This window comes from Microcoleus sp. D3_18_C4, from assembly GCF_036702355.1.
Lineage (GTDB): Bacteria > Cyanobacteriota > Cyanobacteriia > Cyanobacteriales > Microcoleaceae > Microcoleus.
Genome location: NZ_JAUBTF010000013.1, coordinates 49,240 through 70,020, shown reverse-complemented (window position 1 = coordinate 70,020; position 20,781 = coordinate 49,240). Strand labels below are relative to the sequence as shown.

Genomic DNA, 20,781 nt, shown 5'->3' with positions numbered 1-20,781 from the left:
ATCTCAGCGTCAAGCGCGCACCTTATTAACCTAGGTAGGGTGCGCGCACCTGATTATATTATGAAATTTAACTCCACAATCTGATTAGCATGATAGCTGCTTTCATTTCGGTAAGGTAGAGGCTGAAAATCTCAAGGGAATTCTTAACTCAAAACCGGGCACAAAAAAGGGAAGAGAGTTGGTAAAGCAGGCGGTTGCAAACCGCTGTCTCAATCACGAATAAGGTGCGGGCGGAGGATGGGGGAATTAGTCTAGATTCTTTGTTTCCCTAGTCCCGAGTCGCTAGCTCCTAGCACGAAAACCCCTAGCCTGTTGCTCGTTCCCCGTGCCCAGTTTCCTGTTTCTTCTAATAACGTGGTTTGTAATTGCGAGGCAGCACTAATTTCGCTAAAGACCTACTACGAAATGCTCACGCCGGAATAGAAATCACAAACTCTGAACCCTGGTCCAAAGAAGAATTCACCACTAATGTACCTCCATGTTTTTCCACAACAATTTGATGGGCGATCGACAATCCTAATCCTGTTCCTTGACCTACAGACTTGGTGGTGAATAAGTGGTTAAAGATGTTTTCCTGGACTTCTGCCGACATCCCCACTCCATTATCCTTAATGCGTATCAAAACCTGATTGTTGGATTCGCTCAGAGCAGTTTGAACCGTAATTTGATTAGGTAGAGCTTTAATTTCACTAAAACTCCGCCCCTTATTGGACTCCTCCAGAGCGTCAATGGCATTAGCCAGCACATTCATAAATACCTGGTTTAACTGTCCGGGAAAGCATTTCACTAGGGGTAAGTTACCATACTCTCTCACAACTTCAATGGCAGGGCGGAACTCGCTGGCTTTTAAACGGTGCTTGAGAATTAGCAGAGTGCTTTCAAGTCCATCGTGAATATTGAAAGCAACTGGTCGATCGCTATCTGCTCTAGAAAATGTTCTCAGACTCGTACTGATATTGCGGATGCGCTCGACTCCTTCCTGCATTGAGCCAATCAATTTGGGCAAATCTTCTCGCAAATACTCTAAGTCCATATCCTCAATTTCTGCTTCAATTTCCACTCCCGGATTGGGAAATTTTTCTTGATACAAATCAATCAAATTGAATAAATCCCCCACGTATTCTTGAGCAGGTTGCAAGTTGCCGGCGATAAAGCCTACGGGATTGTTAATTTCGTGGGCTACACCTGCGACTAAATTTCCCAGAGCCGACATTTTCTCACCCTGTACCAATTGCAACTGCATCTGTTTGAGATCGCTGAGATAAAGCTCTAGTTTTTGGGCATATTCCTGGGATTGTTGATACAGTCGGGCGTTTTGTAAGGAAATTGCTGCTTGCGAGCACAGGATGTTGAGGATGGCGACGCGATCGCCCGTGAATGCCCCTGTTGCTAAATTATTTTCCAAATACAAAATCCCCATCATTTTCCCTCGCTCGCTGATCGGAGTGCACAGCAGGCTTTGAGGTTGGTGGTGGATTATGTAGGGGTCAGATGCAAATCTTGGTTGATTGCTAGCATCATCAAAAATCAGGGTTTCCTTTGTACGTTTGACGTAGTTGATCAGGGTCAGAGGAATTACTTCGCTCTCCTCAACCGGCATTGATTGCAGAAGGCAGTCTTGACGGTTGGTGCAGTGGACGTTTATCCTCCAGTTTCCCTCTTCATTCAAAATTAATGCTCCGGTTTGTGCTCCGGCATTCTTTACCACCACTTGCATGAGGGTAGTGAGCAATTGATCGAGTTTAATTTCGCTCGATAGAGCTTGAGAAGCTTTGATCACTGTCGGCAAATCTACTAAGCCCCAACTGCTGGTGCTACCGATAATTGTTCTATTCGTGTTAGATACGGATGATTCACTATCGGTGGAGGTGTGAATTGTTTCGCTCGGATTGTGGCGAGTTCGCTCCTGTTGCAGGATCACAGCAAGCAATTGGGGATAACGCTGTTCTAGATGGTCAATCTTTGCTTTTGCTCCCCAACGAGCGTAAGCATAGTAAGCATCAATTAAATAGGGTTTGGCGATTTTTTCTTTACCCCATGCTAAATAGAATTTAGCAGCGAGTTCGTGAGCTAGAGCTTCCTCGTTGAGGTATTCGTTTTCTTTTGCGAGGGCGATCGCCTTGTCATACATCTCGATCGCTTCTATTTTTTGGTTTAAAACCCGATGCCGTTCTGCCTCTACTAGATAGAATTTATGCAGATGATTCATGGGGGCATGATGTGCCCATTTTTGCATTTTTTCTTGATTAGCTTGTACTCTGTCAAGAAGTTCCTGTTGCTCTGACTCTGGAGTGTCAGAATATACCGCCAACCTCACTAGAGAATCGTAGAAATAGAAGATGGCAACAGTTATCTGCCCTGAAGCGGCGCTCAAATAACTTTCAATTTGAGCCATGTTTTTCAAGGCTTCTGGGTAATTTTCAAACAGATAACAAAGCACAAGTTTGTGCAAGTATAAGTAATGAATCCCCAGGTAGTTATTGGTTTGATGATACAGTTGTAACATTGTCTCTTCCTGATAGGCTTCTCCCTTTAAATGGCATGGATCTGGTGATATTCCTATTAAGTTCAAAACGGCTTGCCAACAAATTTTTTGATAAGAAAGTGCTGCTTCTTGGTGAATTTTACTAACTGCATCTGCGTAGCTTGCTATCTCTCGTTCGAGTTGCGTTAGTTGCTTGCCAATAAAATACGAATAATAACTATATTCATAGATAGCATAGCCAGCAAATTCTAACTCTCCGGTTTCCAGCCCACAAAAATAATCTGACAGCAAAGGTTGTAAGGTATTTCTGAGGTGTTCTTTCCAAGGTTGAATACCAGAATGCACCATTGCGGATGTCTTCGCTTGGATTTCTTTGGCATTTAATTTTGACACTAGACGTACAGCAAGTTCACCTAATTGATAGCCCCGCTCAATATCTCCCATCCCACAGAGAAGAAAACTATATATGGCAAAAGCATAGGGAGACAAAGAAGCATTGCCATATTGGACAGATAAATTGACCTGTTTGCAAACTACCAAAGGCACGAGTGGCGGCAGCGCTATGTAGGCAGGAGAAAATAGGCTTGAGAGAATCGTTATAGTTGCTAGTTGTTGAGGATCTGTCATCAGAGGGAGATCAATTAAGTCCTCAGTTCCCTTTCCGCTCAAAATTGACGCGGTTTCTCCTAGTGCCTGTCCAATATCAGAGAAATTTGGCTCGGAGGGAAACTCTACCCCCAACTGCTGTAAGACTGGCAACCCTGTATTCAGCGCTTCCTGTAGCTTATTTTGCGCCATATAAGCTTCTATCTGTACTTCATATACCTTCACTTTGTCCAGTAGCGTTTTGGCGCAACTTTCCACGAGTGATGCTAATGTCTCCATCCGGTCAAAGTCACCGCACAGATATGCCGCTTCTGCTGCTTCGGTATGCAGCGCTAATGTTAGTTCGTATTGATTCTCCCAACTATTTACTGCCAGTAATTCTGTGCCAATATTTAAATATTCAACCGCAGCAGAATAGGCAGTAGCAGCTTTAGCTTTCTTTCCGGCAACCAGATTTAACCGTGCTAATTGCTCCCTATCTAGCTCGTGGGTAATTAGATTTACTCCCACATTCAAGTGGTTGGCAATATCAAACATTCTTTCTTCTCGATCGGCTTCGGGCGTATTCTTTAACAGCAGTTGACCGATTTTTAAGTGAGTAGAGCGCTTTTGGTCTTCAGGAATGAGGGAATAGGCTGCTTGTTGGACGCGATCGTGGAAAAATTTGTATTTAACTAATTGGTCATTGTTAACTGGTGATTGCTCGGATTTTTCTCCAATGATTTCTCTTGATAAACTGTTACCACCTTCTTGATAAAATTTATAAACATCGCTAACTGGTAAAATCAACCCTTCTTGCAATGCTTTCCACAAAGCTGTTGCTGTTTCTGTTGGTGAATTTTCATCAACAATTGCTAAGGTAGCTAAATCGAACTGATTGCCAATACAAGCAGCTAACTTTAAAACTTCCTGTGTCCTGGTTGGCAACTTTCGCAACTGAAGTGCCATGAATTCTACTACATCATCCGTTAGCGCCAAGGTTCGCACTCTAGCAATATCGCACTGCCAATACCGAGCGTCAAAATTAAATTCAACTATCCCATCTTCATGCAAAGATTTGAGGAATTGTGTGCTGAAAAAAGGATTGCCTTGGGTTTTCTGATAAACGAGTTCTGTCAAAGGCTGAGCCAAGGCTGTAGAACAAGCTAAGGTATCGGCAATCAGAGAATTCAAATCGAAGCGCTCAAGGGGATCTAGAATAATGGTGTTTACCGTAGCTCCGGTTGTTTGAATGTCGGCTAATGTCACCATCAAAGGGTGTGCAGGAAAAACTTCGTTATCTCGATACGCTCCAATTAAAAAGAGATAGCGCCGATCGCGATCGCTCATCAGGAGTTGAATCAACTTCAATGAGGCTGAGTCTACCCATTGCAAGTCGTCTAAGAAAATAACGAGGGGATGTTCTTTAGTGGCAAAGATAGAGATGAAGTTCTCGAATAACCGATTGAAGCGATTTTGGGCAGCACTGGCGACGAGTTCTGGTGCCGGGGGTGGCGAGCCAATAATCCGCTCTAGTTCGGGAATTACCTCAACGATTACCTGAGCATTCTCGCCCAATGCTGCCAGGATTTGAGTCTTCCACTCCTCAACTTTAGCATCGCTTTCCGAGAGCAATTGTCCCATTAAATCGCGAAAAGCTTGTACAAAAGCTGAGAATGGCTGGCTGCGCGCAAATTGGTCGAATTTGCCTTTGATGAAGTAGCCACGCTGTCTCACAATTGGTTTGTGAACTTCGTTGACAACAGCGGTTTTACCAATGCCGGAGAAACCCGCAACGAGAATCATTTCGGTGCTGCCGGCACTCACGCGCTCGAAGGCCGATAGCAGGGAGAATACTTCGGTTTCTCTACCGTATAATTTTTCTGGGATGATGAAGCGATCGCACAAATCTCGCTCCCCTATTTTAAAGTTAGTTAGCCTCCCTGTTTCTTTCCACTGGAATAAACACGTTTCCAAATCAAACTTGAGTCCTAGGGCGCTTTGATAGCGAGCTTCAGCATTCTTTGCCATCAGTTTGCCGACAATCTCAGACAGCACCAATGGAACGCTATGGTTTACACTTGATGCTGGGAGGGGCTGTTTGGCGAGGTGGCAGTGTACCAAATCCATTGGATCGTCTGTTTGGAATGGTAACTTTCCTGTTAGTAATTCGTAGAATGTGACTCCCAGCGAGTAGAAATCTGTGCGGTAATCAATGCCTCGGTTCATTCGCCCAGTTTGTTCGGGAGATATGTAAGGTAAGGTGCCTTCGAGCACGTTGGGATTTTGAATTTCTTGGGTTTCGCGCGGTAGTAGGGAAGCGATGCTGAAGTCAATCAGCTTGACTTGTTTGCTGGTGGGGTTAATCAGAATGTTGGCAGGTTTGAGGTCTTTATGGATGACGTGGTGGCGATAAAGTCCGTCGAGGGAGTTGGCGATTTGAATCGCAATAGGCAGAAACTCGCTAACGGGCAAGCCTTTTAGGGGTTCCTGGCTAGCTTCTGCTAGACTAGCGAGGTAGCTACATAAGGAAATTCCGCCAAAGTCTTCCATCACCAGAGCATAGTGGTTATGGTAAGTCTCCAGGCTGTATGCCTTGACACTGCCGGGGATCTCTAAGTTTTTAGCAATGACGTACTGGTTGCGGAAGTGAACCAGCTCGTGGAAGCGAGGAAAGTCATTTCGCAGCAGTTTGATCACTACGGGTTGCCCATTTGAACACCGAAGGCCGCGATACACTAGAGTTCGAGTGCCTGCGTATATTTGTTCGTTAATGTGATATCCTAGAAAAAAATTTTTTATGCTAACCATATCTACGTATTCCTACTGCTTCTGTAAAGTCTGAAGCTTCTGAGAGTTACTATCTACTATTTTCGCTCGCTCTACTCTGGTATTCAGTGAATTACATTTTTCTTAATATACTTTGTGGCTCAAATTATGAAAACACGAGTTTAAAAAAATAGTTGAAGTTTTCATGGAAGAGCGAGCTGTTGATACTTGAGTTAAAACTAAGTAGAAAATGAAAGAGGCTAAGGCTGATTGAAGAACAGCAGTTGATAGAAGAGGAATTTAAGAGGCTAATCAGGTACTTAAGAGTATTTTTGACACCGATGCTTGTTTGTATGCGATCGCCTATTAAATTTCAAGTCTAGTTTAGGTTATAATTTAATGTCATTAGTACAATTATGGCGGAGCATGATTAACTCTCCCCCCAGAATAAATTGAGTTTTGGCCTCAGATTTGGGATAACTTGGGATTCCTGGAATCGCCAGCCGAATTATTTGTCCAGATGCCACAACAAGCTGCCCCACTCTAATAAGTGAATCAGGCATTAAATGCCGAATTTCAGAAGTAGACTATGGAACTAGCCCAAGTTAATTATATTTTGCCACTCACATACTTACAATTACGAATTACCCATTACCCCTGTGATTTTTTTAGTTCCAATACCTGCGCCAGTGAAACAAATTCTCCCATAAATTGCGCGAAAAAGTATTGCTGCCCAAGCGCTGCGACTCCCAAACAGCAGCAGTTTGACCGTTAATGGCCGAAAAACTCGACCAAATATAAGGAAGTTGGGCGATCGCCTCAACCTTCATCCCGTGACGCACAGCCAAAGCGATCGCGTGAATCAACTCAGCAGCTTGCGGCCCGACAATACTCGCTCCCAACATCTCCCCGTTGCGACGCCCGACAATCTTACAAAAACCAGTGGTATCCCCCGACATTTGAGCTCTTTCAACATTCTTGAAATATTCCCTACAAACAATCATATCATCTCCAAAACGGCGCCTTGCTTGCGCTTCAGTCAAGCCAACCCTCGCCAATTGCGGGTCAGAAAAAATCGCCCAAGGAATCCCGCGATAATCTATTTGAAACATTGGCAAAAACAAAGCATTTTTCACAGCAACGGCAGCTTCGTAATTAGCGATGTGAGGGAACGGATAACCCCCAGCAACATCGCCGATCGCGTAAATGCGATGATTAGTTGTTTGCAGCTTTTCATTTAAAATCACGCCCCGATCGCTGAATTTAACCTTAGCCTCTTCGAGATTTAATGAGGAAAAATTGTGTCCTCTACCGGCGGCCAGAAAAATCTCCTCAGCTTCGATCGCCCTTGGCCCAGCTTGAATCCACTTTTTACCATCAATCACCCTCGCTTGAGTCACCTCAGTAGCAGTCAGAATCCGCACTCCTTCAGCTTCCATTGCAGCTTGAACCAACCCAGCAGCCTCTCGGTCTTCTTTAGCCAAAATGTGCGAACTTTTCACTACCAAAGTGACAGCAACCCCCAGCCGAGCAAAAGTCTGAGCCACTTCGACACCGCTGGGATCTGCGCCAATTACAGCCAAACTTTTAGGCAACTGGGGAAGTTTTGCTAATTCCCCAACAGTTTCCGAAGTAAAAAAGCCAGCAGACGAAAGTCCTTCAATATTGGGAATCGCCGGCAGAGTTGGACAAGCTAGCAAATAACAAAGCGATCGCAATTTTCGCCCGCCGACAACAAAAGCCAAATCCGGTTTCGCAACAAACTCGCCGTTGCCAAAAATAACATCGACCCCCCGAGCAGCCAAAAGGCCGAGAGAATCAATTTCTGACAAATTAGAAACAACACCCTCGGCCCACTTGAGAACCCCGTCAAACCCCAATTTGATCGGCATGGAGGAATTGGCGACTTCCCAGCGCACCCCCAACTGCTGGCGGCTGATCTGCTGAGCAAAACGAGCAGCCTCCCTCAAAGTTTGGCTGTATCTCAAACCAAGGTCGATCGAATCTTTCCCCCCAGTCGGCAAATCTTGGGAATTACTTAGCGGTTCCACCAAAGCAACGCGGGCCGGGAAATTAGTTGCAGTCAAAGCAGCATAACGTCCGGCCGGAGTTCCACCAATAATCACTAAATCATAGTCAAGCATAAATAAAGAAGTCAGTAGTCAGTAGTCAGTAGTCAGTAGTCATTAGTTAGTAAGCTGTTCTGCTTTTAAATTGTCTGTCAAAAAACAATCAAAGTCTTGTGGGGTGGGCGTCCCGCCCGCCTTGAATATGCAATTTAAATGCGCGACAGCTTAGTCATTAGTTAGTAGTTTAGGAGGATCGGCGCGCGGGGTCAGAAACCCGGTTTCTTCCTAGATACTTCGCTGCAAAACCCAAGATTTTTAGCGATCCTAAATCATTTGTGAATTTCTTACTCCCTCCCCTTGATAAGGGGAGGGTTGGGGTGGGGTAAAAAATTTACGACTCCTGCAAGGATTGCTATATCATAGAAACCGGGTTTCTTGGGGATGTCCGCTCAAACGATCAATAAAATCGGTTTGTCAACTTTTATGGGTTGTTAACAGTCAACCGTCAACCGTCAACCGTCAACCGTTAACCGTCAACTAACGAATAACATCCGTAAGTCCAGCAATCAGCCGCAGATTGTCCGCCCTGGAGCGCACAGCTACCCGAAAAAACCGATCGCCCAACTCAGGAAAACTCAAACAATCCCGAATCAAAATCCGGTGTCGTTCCAAGAGACTTTTTTGAATCAAAGAAACCGACATCGACGACTCAACCAACAAGAAATTAGCCGCCCCTGCAAAAGGTTGCAAACCCGGTAAATTAGCCAAACCCTCAAATAGCTCTCGGCGAGCAACAGGCAGCCAATCCCAGGTTTGCCGCTCAAAAACAGTATCTCGCACCACAGCAGCAGCAGCAGCAGCAGCCAAAGCATTCACAGGCCAAGGATCGCGCTGCAACTGCCACCGGCGCAGAATATCGGGATGGGCGATCGCGCAGCCCAACCGCAGTCCCGGCAGAGAATAGAATTTAGTGAGCGATCGTAAAATCACCAAATTCGGAAACTCCTCAACAGCATCGATCAAAGTTTCCTGCTCAGAAGGCGGTAGAAAGTCCATAAAGGCCTCATCCACCACCACCATACCTAACTGCTTCACATAAGGCAAAATCGCCTCCCTAGCAAACAGCAAACCCGTAGGATTGTGCGGGTTGTTCAGTAGCAAACCTCGTCGAGAGGCGGCATAGAGACCAAGAGGAACTGGGATACGAAAAGAAGGGGATACAAGGGAACGGTTAGAAACCGACAAATCATCCGTTACTAACCGGCTTCCTGCCCCAACGTCCAACGATTTCAGATCCAACTCAGATGTGGCACTATTCTCAATTAGTTGTTTAGGAACAGGCATCATGCCTGTTCCACAAGAAAATTCATCTCTTGTGGAATGGGCATCTTGGCCGTTCTTGACAATGGTGCAAGATTTAAGATCCAAAGGAGATTTCAGCACCTGCGCGCCGAAAGCCGAAAGAGCCCGCGAGTAATCGCCAAAAGCCGGAGTCACCAAATAAGTCGCCTCCAGCTTCGACAAATCCCAAGCCGCCCAAGTCAACAATTCCGCCGAACCATTCCCTGGCAAAATCCAATCCCGGTCAACATTCAAAGCCTCACCCAAAGCAGTCCTGAGCTCTCCATAATCCGGGTCTGGGTAAGCCGTCAGACTGCTCAAGTGAGCTTGAATCGCATTCAAGGCCGACTCAGGAGGGCCCAAAGGACTGATACTCGCAGAAAAATCGACAATAGCAGAGGCAGGGCAGCCTGCCAGTGCGGCTGCCCAAGCTAAATTCCCACCGTGTAAAGGTCTAATCAAGACTCAGTTCGACAGCTATTCTGCGTTTTTCGGCGGTGCAACTCTGTCCTTAAACAACTTCCCTGCGGAAAATGCAGGAACTCTGGTTGCCGGGATTTCCATCTTGTCACCAGTTTTGGGATTGCGACCTTCACGGGCCTTGCGTTCCCGCGACTCAAACGAGCCAAAACCGACCAGCGTCACCTTGTCGCCATCGGAGACAGCTTCCATGATTGCTTCCAGGGCCGCACTCAAAACAGCATCTGCCTGTTTTTTCGTCACGCTAGCCTTTTCCGCCACTGCATCAACCAATTCACCTTTGTTCATTGCGAAGTCCTTCTCGATTTGCAAAATTACGTTAAACAGAGTTAGTTCAACTATTAGCTGTGAGTTATCAACTGGATTGAGGTGTGGATTGGGAGGTTTGGGTGGTTCCCGATTGCTCCCGTCCGCTTCCCCGAATCACAACTCCTGCTGAATACCAATTACCCTAGGGTAATTGGTCAGAGAAGGAATTTTTGTTTCTAACTGCTGAAAACCCCACAGCATCTAATTTTCACTGCATTATTCTAAAGTCTTGCCGACCGTTATGGATCGGTGGAACCTTTAATTTATATGGAACTTGCTAATTTTTGTAATTAATCCCAAAATTTAGGTAAAAAAATACCACCTTGGAGACAAGATTTCTCGCCTCGGTGGATTTCCGATCGAAAAAAAAATAGAAATAGAAGGAATAAAATGTAATTTGTCAAGGGCTAAAGGAAAAGTTTTTTCCTTCTTCCTTCTTTCTTTCCCCTTTCTTTTCCCCGTGGGCCAGGGCTGTTTCATTCTCCCGAAACCCGCCAGGGGCTGAAGTCCCTGTCTCATAGCTGAAGTCGTCTGAAGACGACTGAAAGAGTGATTTATAGTCGTCTTGCAGAGGACTAATCAGTTCTTTAGTCCTCTTTTAGAGGACTTTAGCTTTGAGGCAGGGGTTTCAACCCCTGTCGGACTGTCGGACTGTCGGACTGTCGGACTCAGGGGAAAGAGCGTGGAAAGTTGACAGCAAGGCATTTTTCCTTCGTTCCTACTGTCTCGGCTGGACGGGCTGACTGCGCTGCAACAGTTGGCGGGCGTCGGGACTGATGTTGTTTTGGTAGCCAAAGTTCGATCGATCGCTATCATCCAAAATCTGCGGAGTCAGCAATACAATCAACTCCGCCCGCTGGTTGGTCTTATTGGTTCTCCTGAACAGCGAACCGATAATCGGCAAATCTCCCAAAATCGGAATCTTGTTCGCTGTAGTCCGTTCTTCGTCTCGGATAATCCCCGAAACAATCAAAGTCTGACCGTCCCGCAGGCGAATTAGCCCGGATTGCAACGAACGCTCGCCCAGCAGAGTGATAGTATTGGTGCTCGGGCCAGTCGAAAGGTTTTGAGTGGTGCCGGGTGTCCTGATAATCGGGTTCACCCGCAGAGAGACAAAACCGTTGTCGTCAATTCGATCAATCGCCACCCCCAACTGCAAACCCGCCCTATCTTTGACTGCCGTCACCGTTGTGGTACTTGTATTTCCGGTAGTCTCGGTGTCGGACGTGATGTTAGTAATCACTTCATCAGTAATATTCACATTCGCCGTTTCTCCTTCTTGAACCACCAGAGTCGGATCGGTCAGGATTTTGGCATTCTGGCTCTGAATAGTTGCCCGCAAAGCCGACAGGAACCTCCTCGGATACTGGAACGCCGGGAACAGGGCGAACTCTGCAATTCCTGAGCCTGTCCTCGATCCCGGCTCGTAATCAGTAATTCCAACTCGCGTAGGGTCATTAGTAACTGGGGCTGTCGGCTGGAGGAACACACCTTTGGCGGGGCCTTCGAGACCTTGACCTGTAAACGGCACGATACGCCGGCCGTTCGCATCGTAGAAAGGCTCCAGGTCTGCTAAAGGGTTGCCGATGATCGGCCTACCGGTCAAGCTCTGATCGAGCTGCGTTGTATTGGGCGGATTGATGCCGCCAAAATTGAGACTTGCCGCCCCATTGTCATTGACAAAGAAATTGTTATTAATTCCGAAAGAGAAACTGCTCCTAGTGTCGTTATTTCCCAACAAGTTGATATCGATCACCTTGACGTTGACAGCGACTTGACGGCGGCGCAAATCTAGCTGTGTCAAGAAAGCCACAGCCATGTCAACTTTGCGCGGGTCTCCCACCAAAGTGATGGAATTGAGCCGAGAATCCGCCAGCACCGACAGTCCCCTCAGCAACAGCGGCCCCGTGCCTTCCCTAGCGCCGATCGCCTTAATGTCAGGTTCCCTAATTTCCACATCCCGCGCCGCATTTCCCTGGCCCACGCTTTGAATCGTCACCCGAGTAATCGGCAGTTGAGTTTCCGCCCCTTGAGCGCTCAAAAAGTTAGCCGCATCCGTAGACCGAACTTGATTGAGCCGCAAAGTCCGAATGATAATATTGCGCGAGTCGATCGGCAAGCTAGTCCCTACAAAAATCGTCCGCCCTTGGCGGTTAGCTTGCAACCCGCTGAGCCGCAGCACGTAATTAAAGACATCTTGCACCGACTCATTTTCGATGTCCAAAGAAATCTTCGGCCCTTCATCTGAGCCGGAGGCTCCCGGCTGACCAGGCACTGCGGGCTGGCCCGGTTGAGCAGGGGCCCCGCCACCTGTAAAAGCAATGTTCAAGCCAGCAGCGCGGGCCAGCAGAGCTAAAACGTCTCGGACTGGGGCATCCCGCAATACCAAGCGGGGGATGCGTTCTCCCGAACTCAGTTCAATATTTCCCGCGCCGGGGGCGATGTTAGACACTGCGATATCTCCCAAGGGCGGAGCAACTGCCCGCGGTTGGAAAGGCGCAGCCTGATTTGTCTGGGATTGTATTTCGCTAGGGAGGGGCGGGCGATCGTTCCTGGTAACAGTAACTTCGGGATTTGGCAGCAGCACGCCTGGGTTTTGCGAGGTGCGGACTTGGGGAGCCGGGGGGGGAGCTGTTTGGCTCAGTGGCAGTCCCGGAGGCGGCGGGGGTGGAGTTTGGGCAGACTGTGCTGTACCACCCTGTCCGGCAACGCTAAGGACGATGCTTTGGCCTTGTCCCGGCACAATTTGTCCGTTGGGAACTCCGTTGGTGCCGGCTACCACAACGCGGATGCTGTTAGCCTCTACCTGGCTGATTTCTACTGAAGAAATTCCCGGAGCGGGGTTATCTTGACGGAAGCTGTTGCCTTGTGGCAAGCGGAGCTGGGTGTTGATAATTGTGGCTTGGTAAGTATTGCCGTTATTGATGGCGAAAACTTGCGGGCGATCGCCCTTTTCTGTCGCCAGAACAATATTTACGCCATTATTACCTTGACTTACTTGCACTCCTGTGACCTGAGTCGGCAATGCCAAGACGGGGGCTTGGGCGATCAGAACTCCTGCAACACTGCATAAGAGTCCTCCACTTAACCGTAGATGCTGTTTCACGTTCTCTCCTCCACTACACTTTGTTATTTGTTGTTCGCAGTCTTTTGTCGCTAGCTGCTAAACTGACTAAAATATTCTCGCTTCGAGCCTTTTTAAAGGAAGAAGTTATGCCCTTTTCGATTTTTAATTTTCGATTGGGAATAACAGATGACATAAGGGTTAGAAGCTATCCTACAGCAATCCTCGCATCATTTGTGGATTTCTTACTCCCCCTCTTACAAATGGGAGGGTTGGGGTAGGGGAAAAAAATTACGACTCCTGCAAGGATTGCTATACAGTTCCATTACTTTTTGAAACTGGTATTAGAAGAAATTAGATTTTAGAGCCAATTTTTGATTGCCATCTAAAAAATCTTTTTCTGACCTTCATACTTTTTTGACTTCTACCTTCAATCTTTCCATTTCAAACTTCTGCCTTCTGACTTCTTGTGAAAGAGCCATTTGGGAACAATAGCTAATATCTATCCGCCCAACTACCGCTACTTAGCAGCAGGACTCGGAGCCGGAGTTGGCGGTTTTTCTTCTTGCTTTAACGGCAGCAGCGCGTGCAAGTCAAAAGCAGTTTTAATTTTAGTTGGTGGCTGCTCCACAGGAACTATTTTCCCTTTCAAAAAATCAACTTCAATTGGCTGATTTGATGCTAGCAATTCAGATTTCAAATTCCTAACTACCAACAGCGACTGCATCAACTCCAAGTTACGCATAAAATTGCGGGTTTGAGCGAAAGTGCCTTCAAACTCTACCTTGAATTTTTTGCGTCTGAGCTTGCCAGCCAGGGACGGCCCGAAGGAGGTATCGGCCAGAATATCAGGGTCTGGAGCTCCCGGCGCGGCGGTTGCTGCCGCTGGGGGCATATCCGGCTCAAACTTGGTAATTTTAGCCTTGAGGTCATCTCCTTGCACGCCGGCGTTGATTCTATTAACCAGTTGGGTCATGTCAAGCAAAAGCGTGTTGGCGCTGGCGTCGCTGGCAAACATTGCCGTCACGTTGGCCCGGCGCTGTTTTGCTTCTTCTTGCTTTGCTTCTGCTTCTGCCTTTTTTTGAATTTGAGTTTGCAATTGCACTTGCGTTTGCTTGCTTTCGCTAAGTTTTTGCTCGAAGTCGCCCTTTTTTTGGAATTCGGGCAGTACGAACTGGTAGCCGAGGCCGCCGGCAATGACGAGGCCGAGAACCGCGATGCCGATTGCTTGGACTTGGGGTGTCAGCTTAATGCCGAATATTTCCTGATCCCCTGTTTCTTCTGCTTTTCCGCTCTGAATAAACTCTGCTGATGTCATGGTTTTTTCACCTCTGGTTTTTGTGGTTCTAGCACTCCTTTTTCTTGAAGTGTTTCTATCCGTATTGCGAGCCCGTCTGCTTGCTTGCTTCGCAGTTCGGAGAGCAACTCGGAGGCCCCCGTCGGGCTGAGCGTCGTTTCAATTTTATATTCCACCACTGGTCGCAGTTTGGGAAGTTCTGGTGGTGCTGCGTTTTGGTTACGCACTTGTAATTGTGCGGGGTTGTTTTTTAATGTGGCCGCTATCAGTTTGGTATCGGTGTTAAGGAAGAAAGGAGAGCGCTGGATTAGCAGCATAAAGTCGTTAACTTGAGCAAAGGTACTGGCTATTCCTGAAATTTGTACTTTTGCTGGCTGCTGCGGGACGACGGGGACGGGAGCAGCAGCAGGGGCGGGGCTGGCTGGAGACGGACTCGCCCCTGGGGAGGCGGCGGGAGTTGCTGCAGGGGGTGGGGGTGCTGCTGCAACGGGGGAGGGACTCGGGTCGATTTGCTCGATTTTGCCAATTTGCACTCCCGCCGGAGTACGGGCACTCAGGTCTTGCAGCATCGCCGACCAAGGTTTAATTTGGTCGAATACTCCGGCTAATGCTTTGTATTCGGCGGTAACTTGGTCGGTTTCGGCGTTGATGGCTTTGATGGTGTTGGCTTGAGTATTTAACGTTGCCAGTTCTTGGTCGATGGCTGCTTGTTGTGTGGCCAAGTTGGTATTTTCGTTAGTCGCCCACCACCAGGCTCCCATGACTGCGGCGTTGATGCCAAGGGCAAACAGCACCGCTCCATATATGGGCAGTTGGTCTTTGACTCCACCGGAACTTTTTTTAGCTGGACTTTTGGTTGCAACGGGTTTGTAGTCCGGACGGTCGTTGAGAAAATTAATATCTAGGCTGTACATGGCTTCACTCGATTTTATAGCATAAGGTAGAAGGCACAAGGTAGAAGGTAAAACAGACAAGGAAGAAGGAAAAAGTGATTTACCGCTTATGTTTGAGCAATTAAGAATGTCCTCACAGTCTTGGCTGTTGCTATAGATTTAAATGGGAAATTTTAGATTTTTGACAGAGCCCAAGATTGCTGGTACAAGTGAAGGATTTATTTAGGGAAGAAAGAAACAACTTTTTGCCTTCTACTGAAGGAAGGGGCTGCTTCTACCTCAGATATATTCTACCTTTTACCTTCTACCTTCTACCTGTAATATTCTACCTTCTGCTTTCTGCCTTCTTCTTTTGGAAGGGGTTTTTACCTAAAATTCTCAAATCGGTTTTTCTCTCATCTAAAACTGTTAGGTCACATAACCTCCCTTAGTCCTAAACCTAGGGCGACTCCTAAACCTGCTCGCTGTTCTGGGGTAATTTCTTGGCTGATTTCGAGTCCTAGGGTTTCGATGGGATCGACTTGAGATGCGGGCAAGCTTAATCTTTGCATAAAAAATTCGTCTAGTTTGCCGATCGCAGCTCCAGGGCCTGCTAGCAGCAGTTGCGCTACTTCGAGTTCTTCGCTCTGGTTGAGGTAAAAGTCTACTGAGCGGCGCAGTTCGTCTGCTAGTTCTCCCAATACTTTTATCATCGCATTTGTGCCGGGATTGGCGTCTCCCGATGCGCCCATGGTATCTGTGACGGGCAGGGTCATGCCTTGCAGTTCGCTGGTGTCTCTGGTTGGCGGTAGGTTCATGGCTTGGTTGAGGGCGGTCTGGATTTGGTAGGTGCCGATCGGGATGGTACGGTTGAACTGAGGTATGCCGTCCACTACTATAGCTAACTCGGTGCTGTCAAATTCTATGGCGGTGAGAACTGCGGCTTCTTGGGAGGAAAATTGTTGCAGTTGGTCTTTGAGGGTGCGGATTAGGGCAAAACTGGTTACTTCTAGTACATCTATAATCAGTCCGGCTTCTTTGAAGGTTTCGATGTATGTATCGGTAACTTCTCTCCGGGTTGCTACTAACACGACTTGCACTTTTTCTACTCCGTCGTCATCTACAAATAGGCCTATTTTTTGATAGTCTACGTCGGCGTCTTCTCTGGGAAACGGCAAGTAAAGTCCTGCTTCTGCATTCATGTAATCCCGCAGTTCTTCTTCGTTGAGCTCTGCTGGAACTGGGATGAGGCGGATGACGGCTTCACGGCCAGGAATGGCTGTGGCTACTCGCTTGGCTTTGATTTTGTTTTCGGCGAGGACGGTACGTATTAGTTCTGCCATTCCCGGCGGATCGACTATTTGTCCTTCTTGTATATAGTCTTCTGGAACTTCTATTGAGGCTAGGATGCCTAATTTTAATGCCTGAGCTTTCTTTTCGAGCTGAATGATGTTGATGCGGTCTGGGGCTATTTCGAGCCCGATTCCTGGCTGGCGTTGGGAAAGTAGACCTTTGAAAAAGTTAACCATGTGATTGGGTCGCCGATAATTGCTATTTTTTTCTTTTGTAGTTGGCCAGCCTGATTCAGCGCGCCCGGTGTCGGAGGGTTGGTTTCCAACTGCCGCCAGAGTGCTGTAATCTCGGTATCCCGCCGTAGCTACGCAGCTCCGTCTGTGTTGCGCGATCGCTAGTTCCGATTTTATGCTATCCAATTTACTTGACAATAGCTATTCTGCTGCGAATGTCAATAAATTCCAGCTCGATCGACCGAAAACCTGCCGATTCTGCAGAAAAACCGACTATCTCGCTCGCCGTGCCCAGGTACAAAACTTTGTTACTGACTCATCGCGCTTGATTCGGGCGATTCCCTAGCCTACCCTACGGGGAACGGGAACCCCTGCGGGAAGATAGCTTCGCTTCACGCTTTTTTGTCTAACGGTTCCCATAACTCTCAAATTTTATTCTATGAAACGTAAATCTTGGCAACTGTTTGCTGTTTTTGGGCTGGTGGGACTGCTGCTGGCTGCGGTGGTGAGTTGCAGCAAGCCGGCTGTGAATTCCCAGGCAAATAATACGCAGGAAATCGAGTTCTGGACTATGCAGCTTCAACCTCAGTTTACTGAGTATTTCAACAAGACGATCGCCGGTTTTGAAGCCCAAAATCCGGGGGTGAAGGTGCGCTGGGTGGACGTTCCTTGGTCGGCTATGGAAAGCAAGATTTTGGGGGCTGTTTCTGCGAAAACTGCGCCGGATGTGGTGAACCTGAATCCCGATTTTGCTTCGCTGTTGGCTGGACGCAATGCTTGGCTGGATTTGGATTCTCGAATTCCGCAGCAAGTTCGTGAGCTCTATCTCCCAAATATCTGGAAAGCTAGTGTACTCGACGGCAAGACTTTTGGCATTCCTTGGTATCTCACGACTGGGGTGACAATTTACAATACGGAGTTGTTGAAGAAGGCGGGAATTGCTAAGCCTCCTGCTACTTATGCCGAGTTGGCACAGGTTGCGAAGCAGGTGAAGGAGAAGACTGGTAAGTTTGCTTTTTTTGTGACTTTTGTGCCGGAAGATTCGGCGGAAGTTTTGCAATCTTTCGTGCAAATGGGTGTGCCTTTGGTTGACGCTAAAGGCAAGGCGGCTTTTAATACTGCTAAGGGCAAAGCTGTTTTTCAGTATTGGGTGGATTTGTACAAGAACGGACTTTTGCCGCAGGATGTTTTGGTGCAGGGACATCGTAGGGCGATCGAGCTTTATCAAGCTGGGGAAACTACTTTGTTAGCTTCCGGGCCTCAGTTTTTGAAGGCGATTGCTGAGAATGCTCCGAGTATTGGTGCTGTTTCGGCTGCTGCGCCTCAAATTACAGGGGAAACCGGCAAGAAGACTGTGGCGGTGATGAATTTGGTTGTGCCTCGCGACAGCAAGCGCCCTGATGATGCTGTCAAGTTTGCTTTGTACGTAACTAATTCTCAAAATCAGTTGGCTTTTGCTAAGGCTGCTAATGTTTTGCCTTCTACGGTTGAGGCTTTGCAGGACGGTTATTTTAAGAGCGTTCCTACTGATGCTCCTGCAGCCGATCGAGCTCGGGTTGTTAGTGCTTCTGGGTTGACTTCCGCCGAGCTATTGATTCCGCCTCTCAAGGATGTTAAGAAGTTGCAAAAGGCGATTTATGACAATTTGCAGGCGGCAATGTTGGAGGAAAAGTCGGTAGACCAAGCTGTGGCTGATGCGGCTAAGGCTTGGGATCAAAGGTAGTTTTGAATTTAAGCAGGGGCGGGATTTTTTTTGCTCTCGCCCCTTGCTTTTTTTGGTCAGTTGACGTATTATTAAATAATGGGAATCTGTGCCGCCATATATAAGCCCCTATATAACCTTTTAAATTATTATCGAATGATGAAATTACCGCCTCTTCACAAGGCGGAGTCGGAGGAGAAGTCTGGATAAGTTAATCTCGACTATTTTAGAGATAAATGTTTGTTGATAAGAACGATCGCTCATCCCAGAAACCGGGTTTATTTATCCCGTGCGATCGCCTTTCTCAATGCAGCGTGATTGATGATTTGTAGGAATATAGCCTGAATTCCTCAAATATTCAGAAATTTGACTCGTGTTAAAATCAAAGCTCAGATCGGAATAGGAGAAAATTCTTATGCCAGCGATGACACTCAAAGATTTAAACCAAGTTCAAACCCTTTTTTCCGAAGCGGGTTTAGATTACAAAATTGAATTAGAAGACGGGAGACTTTCAATTGTGGGCCCATCAGACATCGTATCCAGTGAAATCAGCAGTATTTTGATTCGCTTGCTGGGTAACTGGGTTTATCCCCGTCGCTTGGGGAGAGTCTTTGACTCCGCAGGCGGTTTCATCATGCCGGATACGAATGTCAAAGCACCGGATGTTTCTTTTGTGCGGGCCGCCCGCTTGCGCCAAAGTCCGCGTTATTTTGGAGAACTTGTCCCGGATTTGGTGGTTGAGATTAAATCTCAGAGCGATCGCATTAAGCTTATAGAAACCAAGGTTTTGAAGTTTATAGAATTGGGTGCGATCGTCGGAATTCTGATAGATCCTGATGAAGAAACAGTAACTATTTATCGCTCTACAGGTGAACCGACTGTTTTAGGAAATGGCGATATCTTAACAGTAGCAGAACTTTTTCCCGGTTGGGAATTGCCCGTTTCGGAATTGTGGCCTCCTATCTTTACGGAGGAAGAAACACAATTGTGATTCGTTTAAGCTTGGGATTGTTGTTGCAGAAAATAGCCGACGAGATAAAGAGAACCGCAAAGGATTGTTAGGTTGTCACCTGTAACAGCAGCATCTAAGGCTGTTGTTAAGTCGGGGAAGGCTTGACAGAGAGTTAATTCGGGGCAGATAATTTGAGCTAGGGCGGCTAATTCTGCGGGGGATGATGAGTTTTGATCGGGTACGGGTACTAAGTAAAGTCGATCGCCCTTTTTGAGTAATGCTTTCAAAATATCGTCGCAGTCTTTAGTCGCAAGAATGCCGATTACCCAGTTAATCGGTTGGGAACTTTTAAGATTATCGACATATTCACGCAGGGCGATCGCTGCGGCGGGGTTGTGCGCGCCGTCAATTAATATATTGCGGTTTTTCCAAGTTGTCTGCTGGAGTCTTCCGGGCCATTGGGTTTTGGCGATACCGTTTTCGAGGGCGGTTGGGGAAATTTGCCATCCTTGGTTTTGGAGAGTTTGCAAAGTTGCGATCGCAATTGCTGAATTCATTAGTTGAATTTTTCCCAGCAGTGGCAATTGATATTTTATTTTATCCGCATTTTGATTAAACTGATATTCTGCGAATCCTTGTCCTAAATCTATTGCTGGTTTTACCCAAGTTGCCGGACAGTCTAATTCTTGAATGCGTTTTTCTACTACTATTCTAGCGGATTCTGGCAATTCTCCGATAACTGCCGGACATTTTGCTTTAAGAATTCCCGCTTTTTCCCCAGCAATATCTGCGACGGTGGGGCCGAGTATTTGCCAGTGTTCGAGACTGATAGAAGTGATGACGCTAGCGAGAGGTGTTTCGCAAACGTTAGTCGCGTCTAATCTACCGCCCAATCCAGTTTCTATGACTGCGATGTCTGTTTTTTGTTCTGCGAAATACAGCCAAGCTGCTGCGGTGATTATTTCAAATTGAGTTGGAGTTTCGGTATTGTTTTGGGTGGCGGCGACAACTCGTTCTAGACACTGTTGCAATTCTGTTGGGGAAATCGGTTTTTGGTTGATGCAAATTCTTTCTGTCCAATCGATTAAGTGCGGCGATGTGTAGCGCCCGACTCGATAGCCTGCTTCGGTTAGTACGGAAGAGAGATAAGCGCAAACGGAACCTTTGCCATTGGTGCCAGCAATGTGGATAATGGGTATTTGTTGGTGGGGGTTGTCTAGTTTTTGGAGAAGTTGGTGAATTCTTTCTAAGCCGAGATGGACGCCGAAATGTTGGTAAGATTGGAGGATGGATTCTGCATTCATTGAGGATGATAAATTCTGTTTGTGTG

11 protein-coding genes are annotated in these 20,781 nt (G+C 47.1%); 2 read left to right on the top strand and 9 right to left on the bottom strand.

Annotated features, from left to right (window positions below; all coding sequences use genetic code 11):
• Positions 1 to 409: 409 nt before the first annotated feature.
• From QUA90_RS09125 to pilM, 8 genes are all read right to left on the bottom strand, one after another.
• Positions 410 to 5,881, bottom strand: coding sequence for an AAA family ATPase (locus QUA90_RS09125; RefSeq protein ID WP_333445062.1), 5,472 nt, complete (start codon positions 5,879 to 5,881; stop codon positions 410 to 412).
• A gap of 626 nt (positions 5,882 to 6,507) precedes the next feature.
• A complete protein-coding gene (locus QUA90_RS09120; protein ID WP_333445060.1) occupies positions 6,508 to 7,983 on the bottom strand; it encodes an NAD(P)/FAD-dependent oxidoreductase in 1,476 nt (491 codons plus the stop codon).
• Positions 7,984 to 8,445: 462 nt separating this feature from the next.
• Positions 8,446 to 9,711, bottom strand: coding sequence for a threonine-phosphate decarboxylase (locus QUA90_RS09115; RefSeq protein WP_333445058.1), 1,266 nt, complete (start codon positions 9,709 to 9,711; stop codon positions 8,446 to 8,448).
• Positions 9,712 to 9,726: 15 nt separating this feature from the next.
• Positions 9,727 to 10,017, bottom strand: coding sequence for an HU family DNA-binding protein (locus QUA90_RS09110; protein ID WP_006634837.1), 291 nt, complete (start codon positions 10,015 to 10,017; stop codon positions 9,727 to 9,729).
• Between the two features lie 739 nt (positions 10,018 to 10,756).
• Entirely contained in the window at positions 10,757 to 13,144 is a 2,388-nt protein-coding gene (locus QUA90_RS09105; RefSeq protein ID WP_333383909.1) for an AMIN domain-containing protein, read from the bottom strand.
• 478 nt (positions 13,145 to 13,622) lie between these two features.
• On the bottom strand, positions 13,623 to 14,420 hold the full coding sequence (locus tag QUA90_RS09100) for a pilus assembly protein PilO (protein WP_333445056.1): 798 nt from the start codon (positions 14,418 to 14,420) through the stop codon (positions 13,623 to 13,625).
• On the bottom strand, positions 14,417 to 15,313 hold the full coding sequence (locus QUA90_RS09095; RefSeq protein ID WP_333445054.1) for a PilN domain-containing protein: 897 nt from the start codon (positions 15,311 to 15,313) through the stop codon (positions 14,417 to 14,419). Before QUA90_RS09095 ends, QUA90_RS09100 begins: the two co-directional genes overlap by 4 nt.
• A gap of 392 nt (positions 15,314 to 15,705) precedes the next feature.
• Positions 15,706 to 16,800: a type IV pilus assembly protein PilM gene (gene pilM / locus QUA90_RS09090; protein ID WP_333327141.1), complete on the bottom strand. Its 1,095-nt coding sequence runs from the start codon at positions 16,798 to 16,800 to the stop codon at positions 15,706 to 15,708.
• 436 nt (positions 16,801 to 17,236) lie between these two features.
• On the opposite strand from pilM, the gene QUA90_RS09085 reads away from it, so the two are divergent.
• Both QUA90_RS09085 and QUA90_RS09080 read left to right on the top strand, forming a co-directional pair.
• Complete coding sequence (locus QUA90_RS09085) at positions 17,237 to 18,520, top strand: sugar ABC transporter substrate-binding protein (RefSeq protein WP_333445052.1); 1,284 nt, start codon at positions 17,237 to 17,239, stop codon at positions 18,518 to 18,520.
• A 394-nt stretch (positions 18,521 to 18,914) separates the two neighbouring features.
• Positions 18,915 to 19,490 (top strand): Uma2 family endonuclease, encoded by a 576-nt coding sequence (locus QUA90_RS09080; RefSeq protein WP_333327028.1) that lies wholly within the window; start codon positions 18,915 to 18,917, stop codon positions 19,488 to 19,490.
• Positions 19,491 to 19,495: 5 nt separating this feature from the next.
• On the opposite strand, the gene QUA90_RS09075 is transcribed toward QUA90_RS09080, so the two are convergent.
• Positions 19,496 to 20,755 carry a folylpolyglutamate synthase/dihydrofolate synthase family protein gene (locus tag QUA90_RS09075; protein WP_333445050.1) on the bottom strand — a complete coding sequence of 420 codons (1,260 nt, stop codon included), beginning with the start codon at positions 20,753 to 20,755 and terminating at the stop codon, positions 19,496 to 19,498.
• Between the last annotated feature and the right edge of the window lie 26 nt (positions 20,756 to 20,781).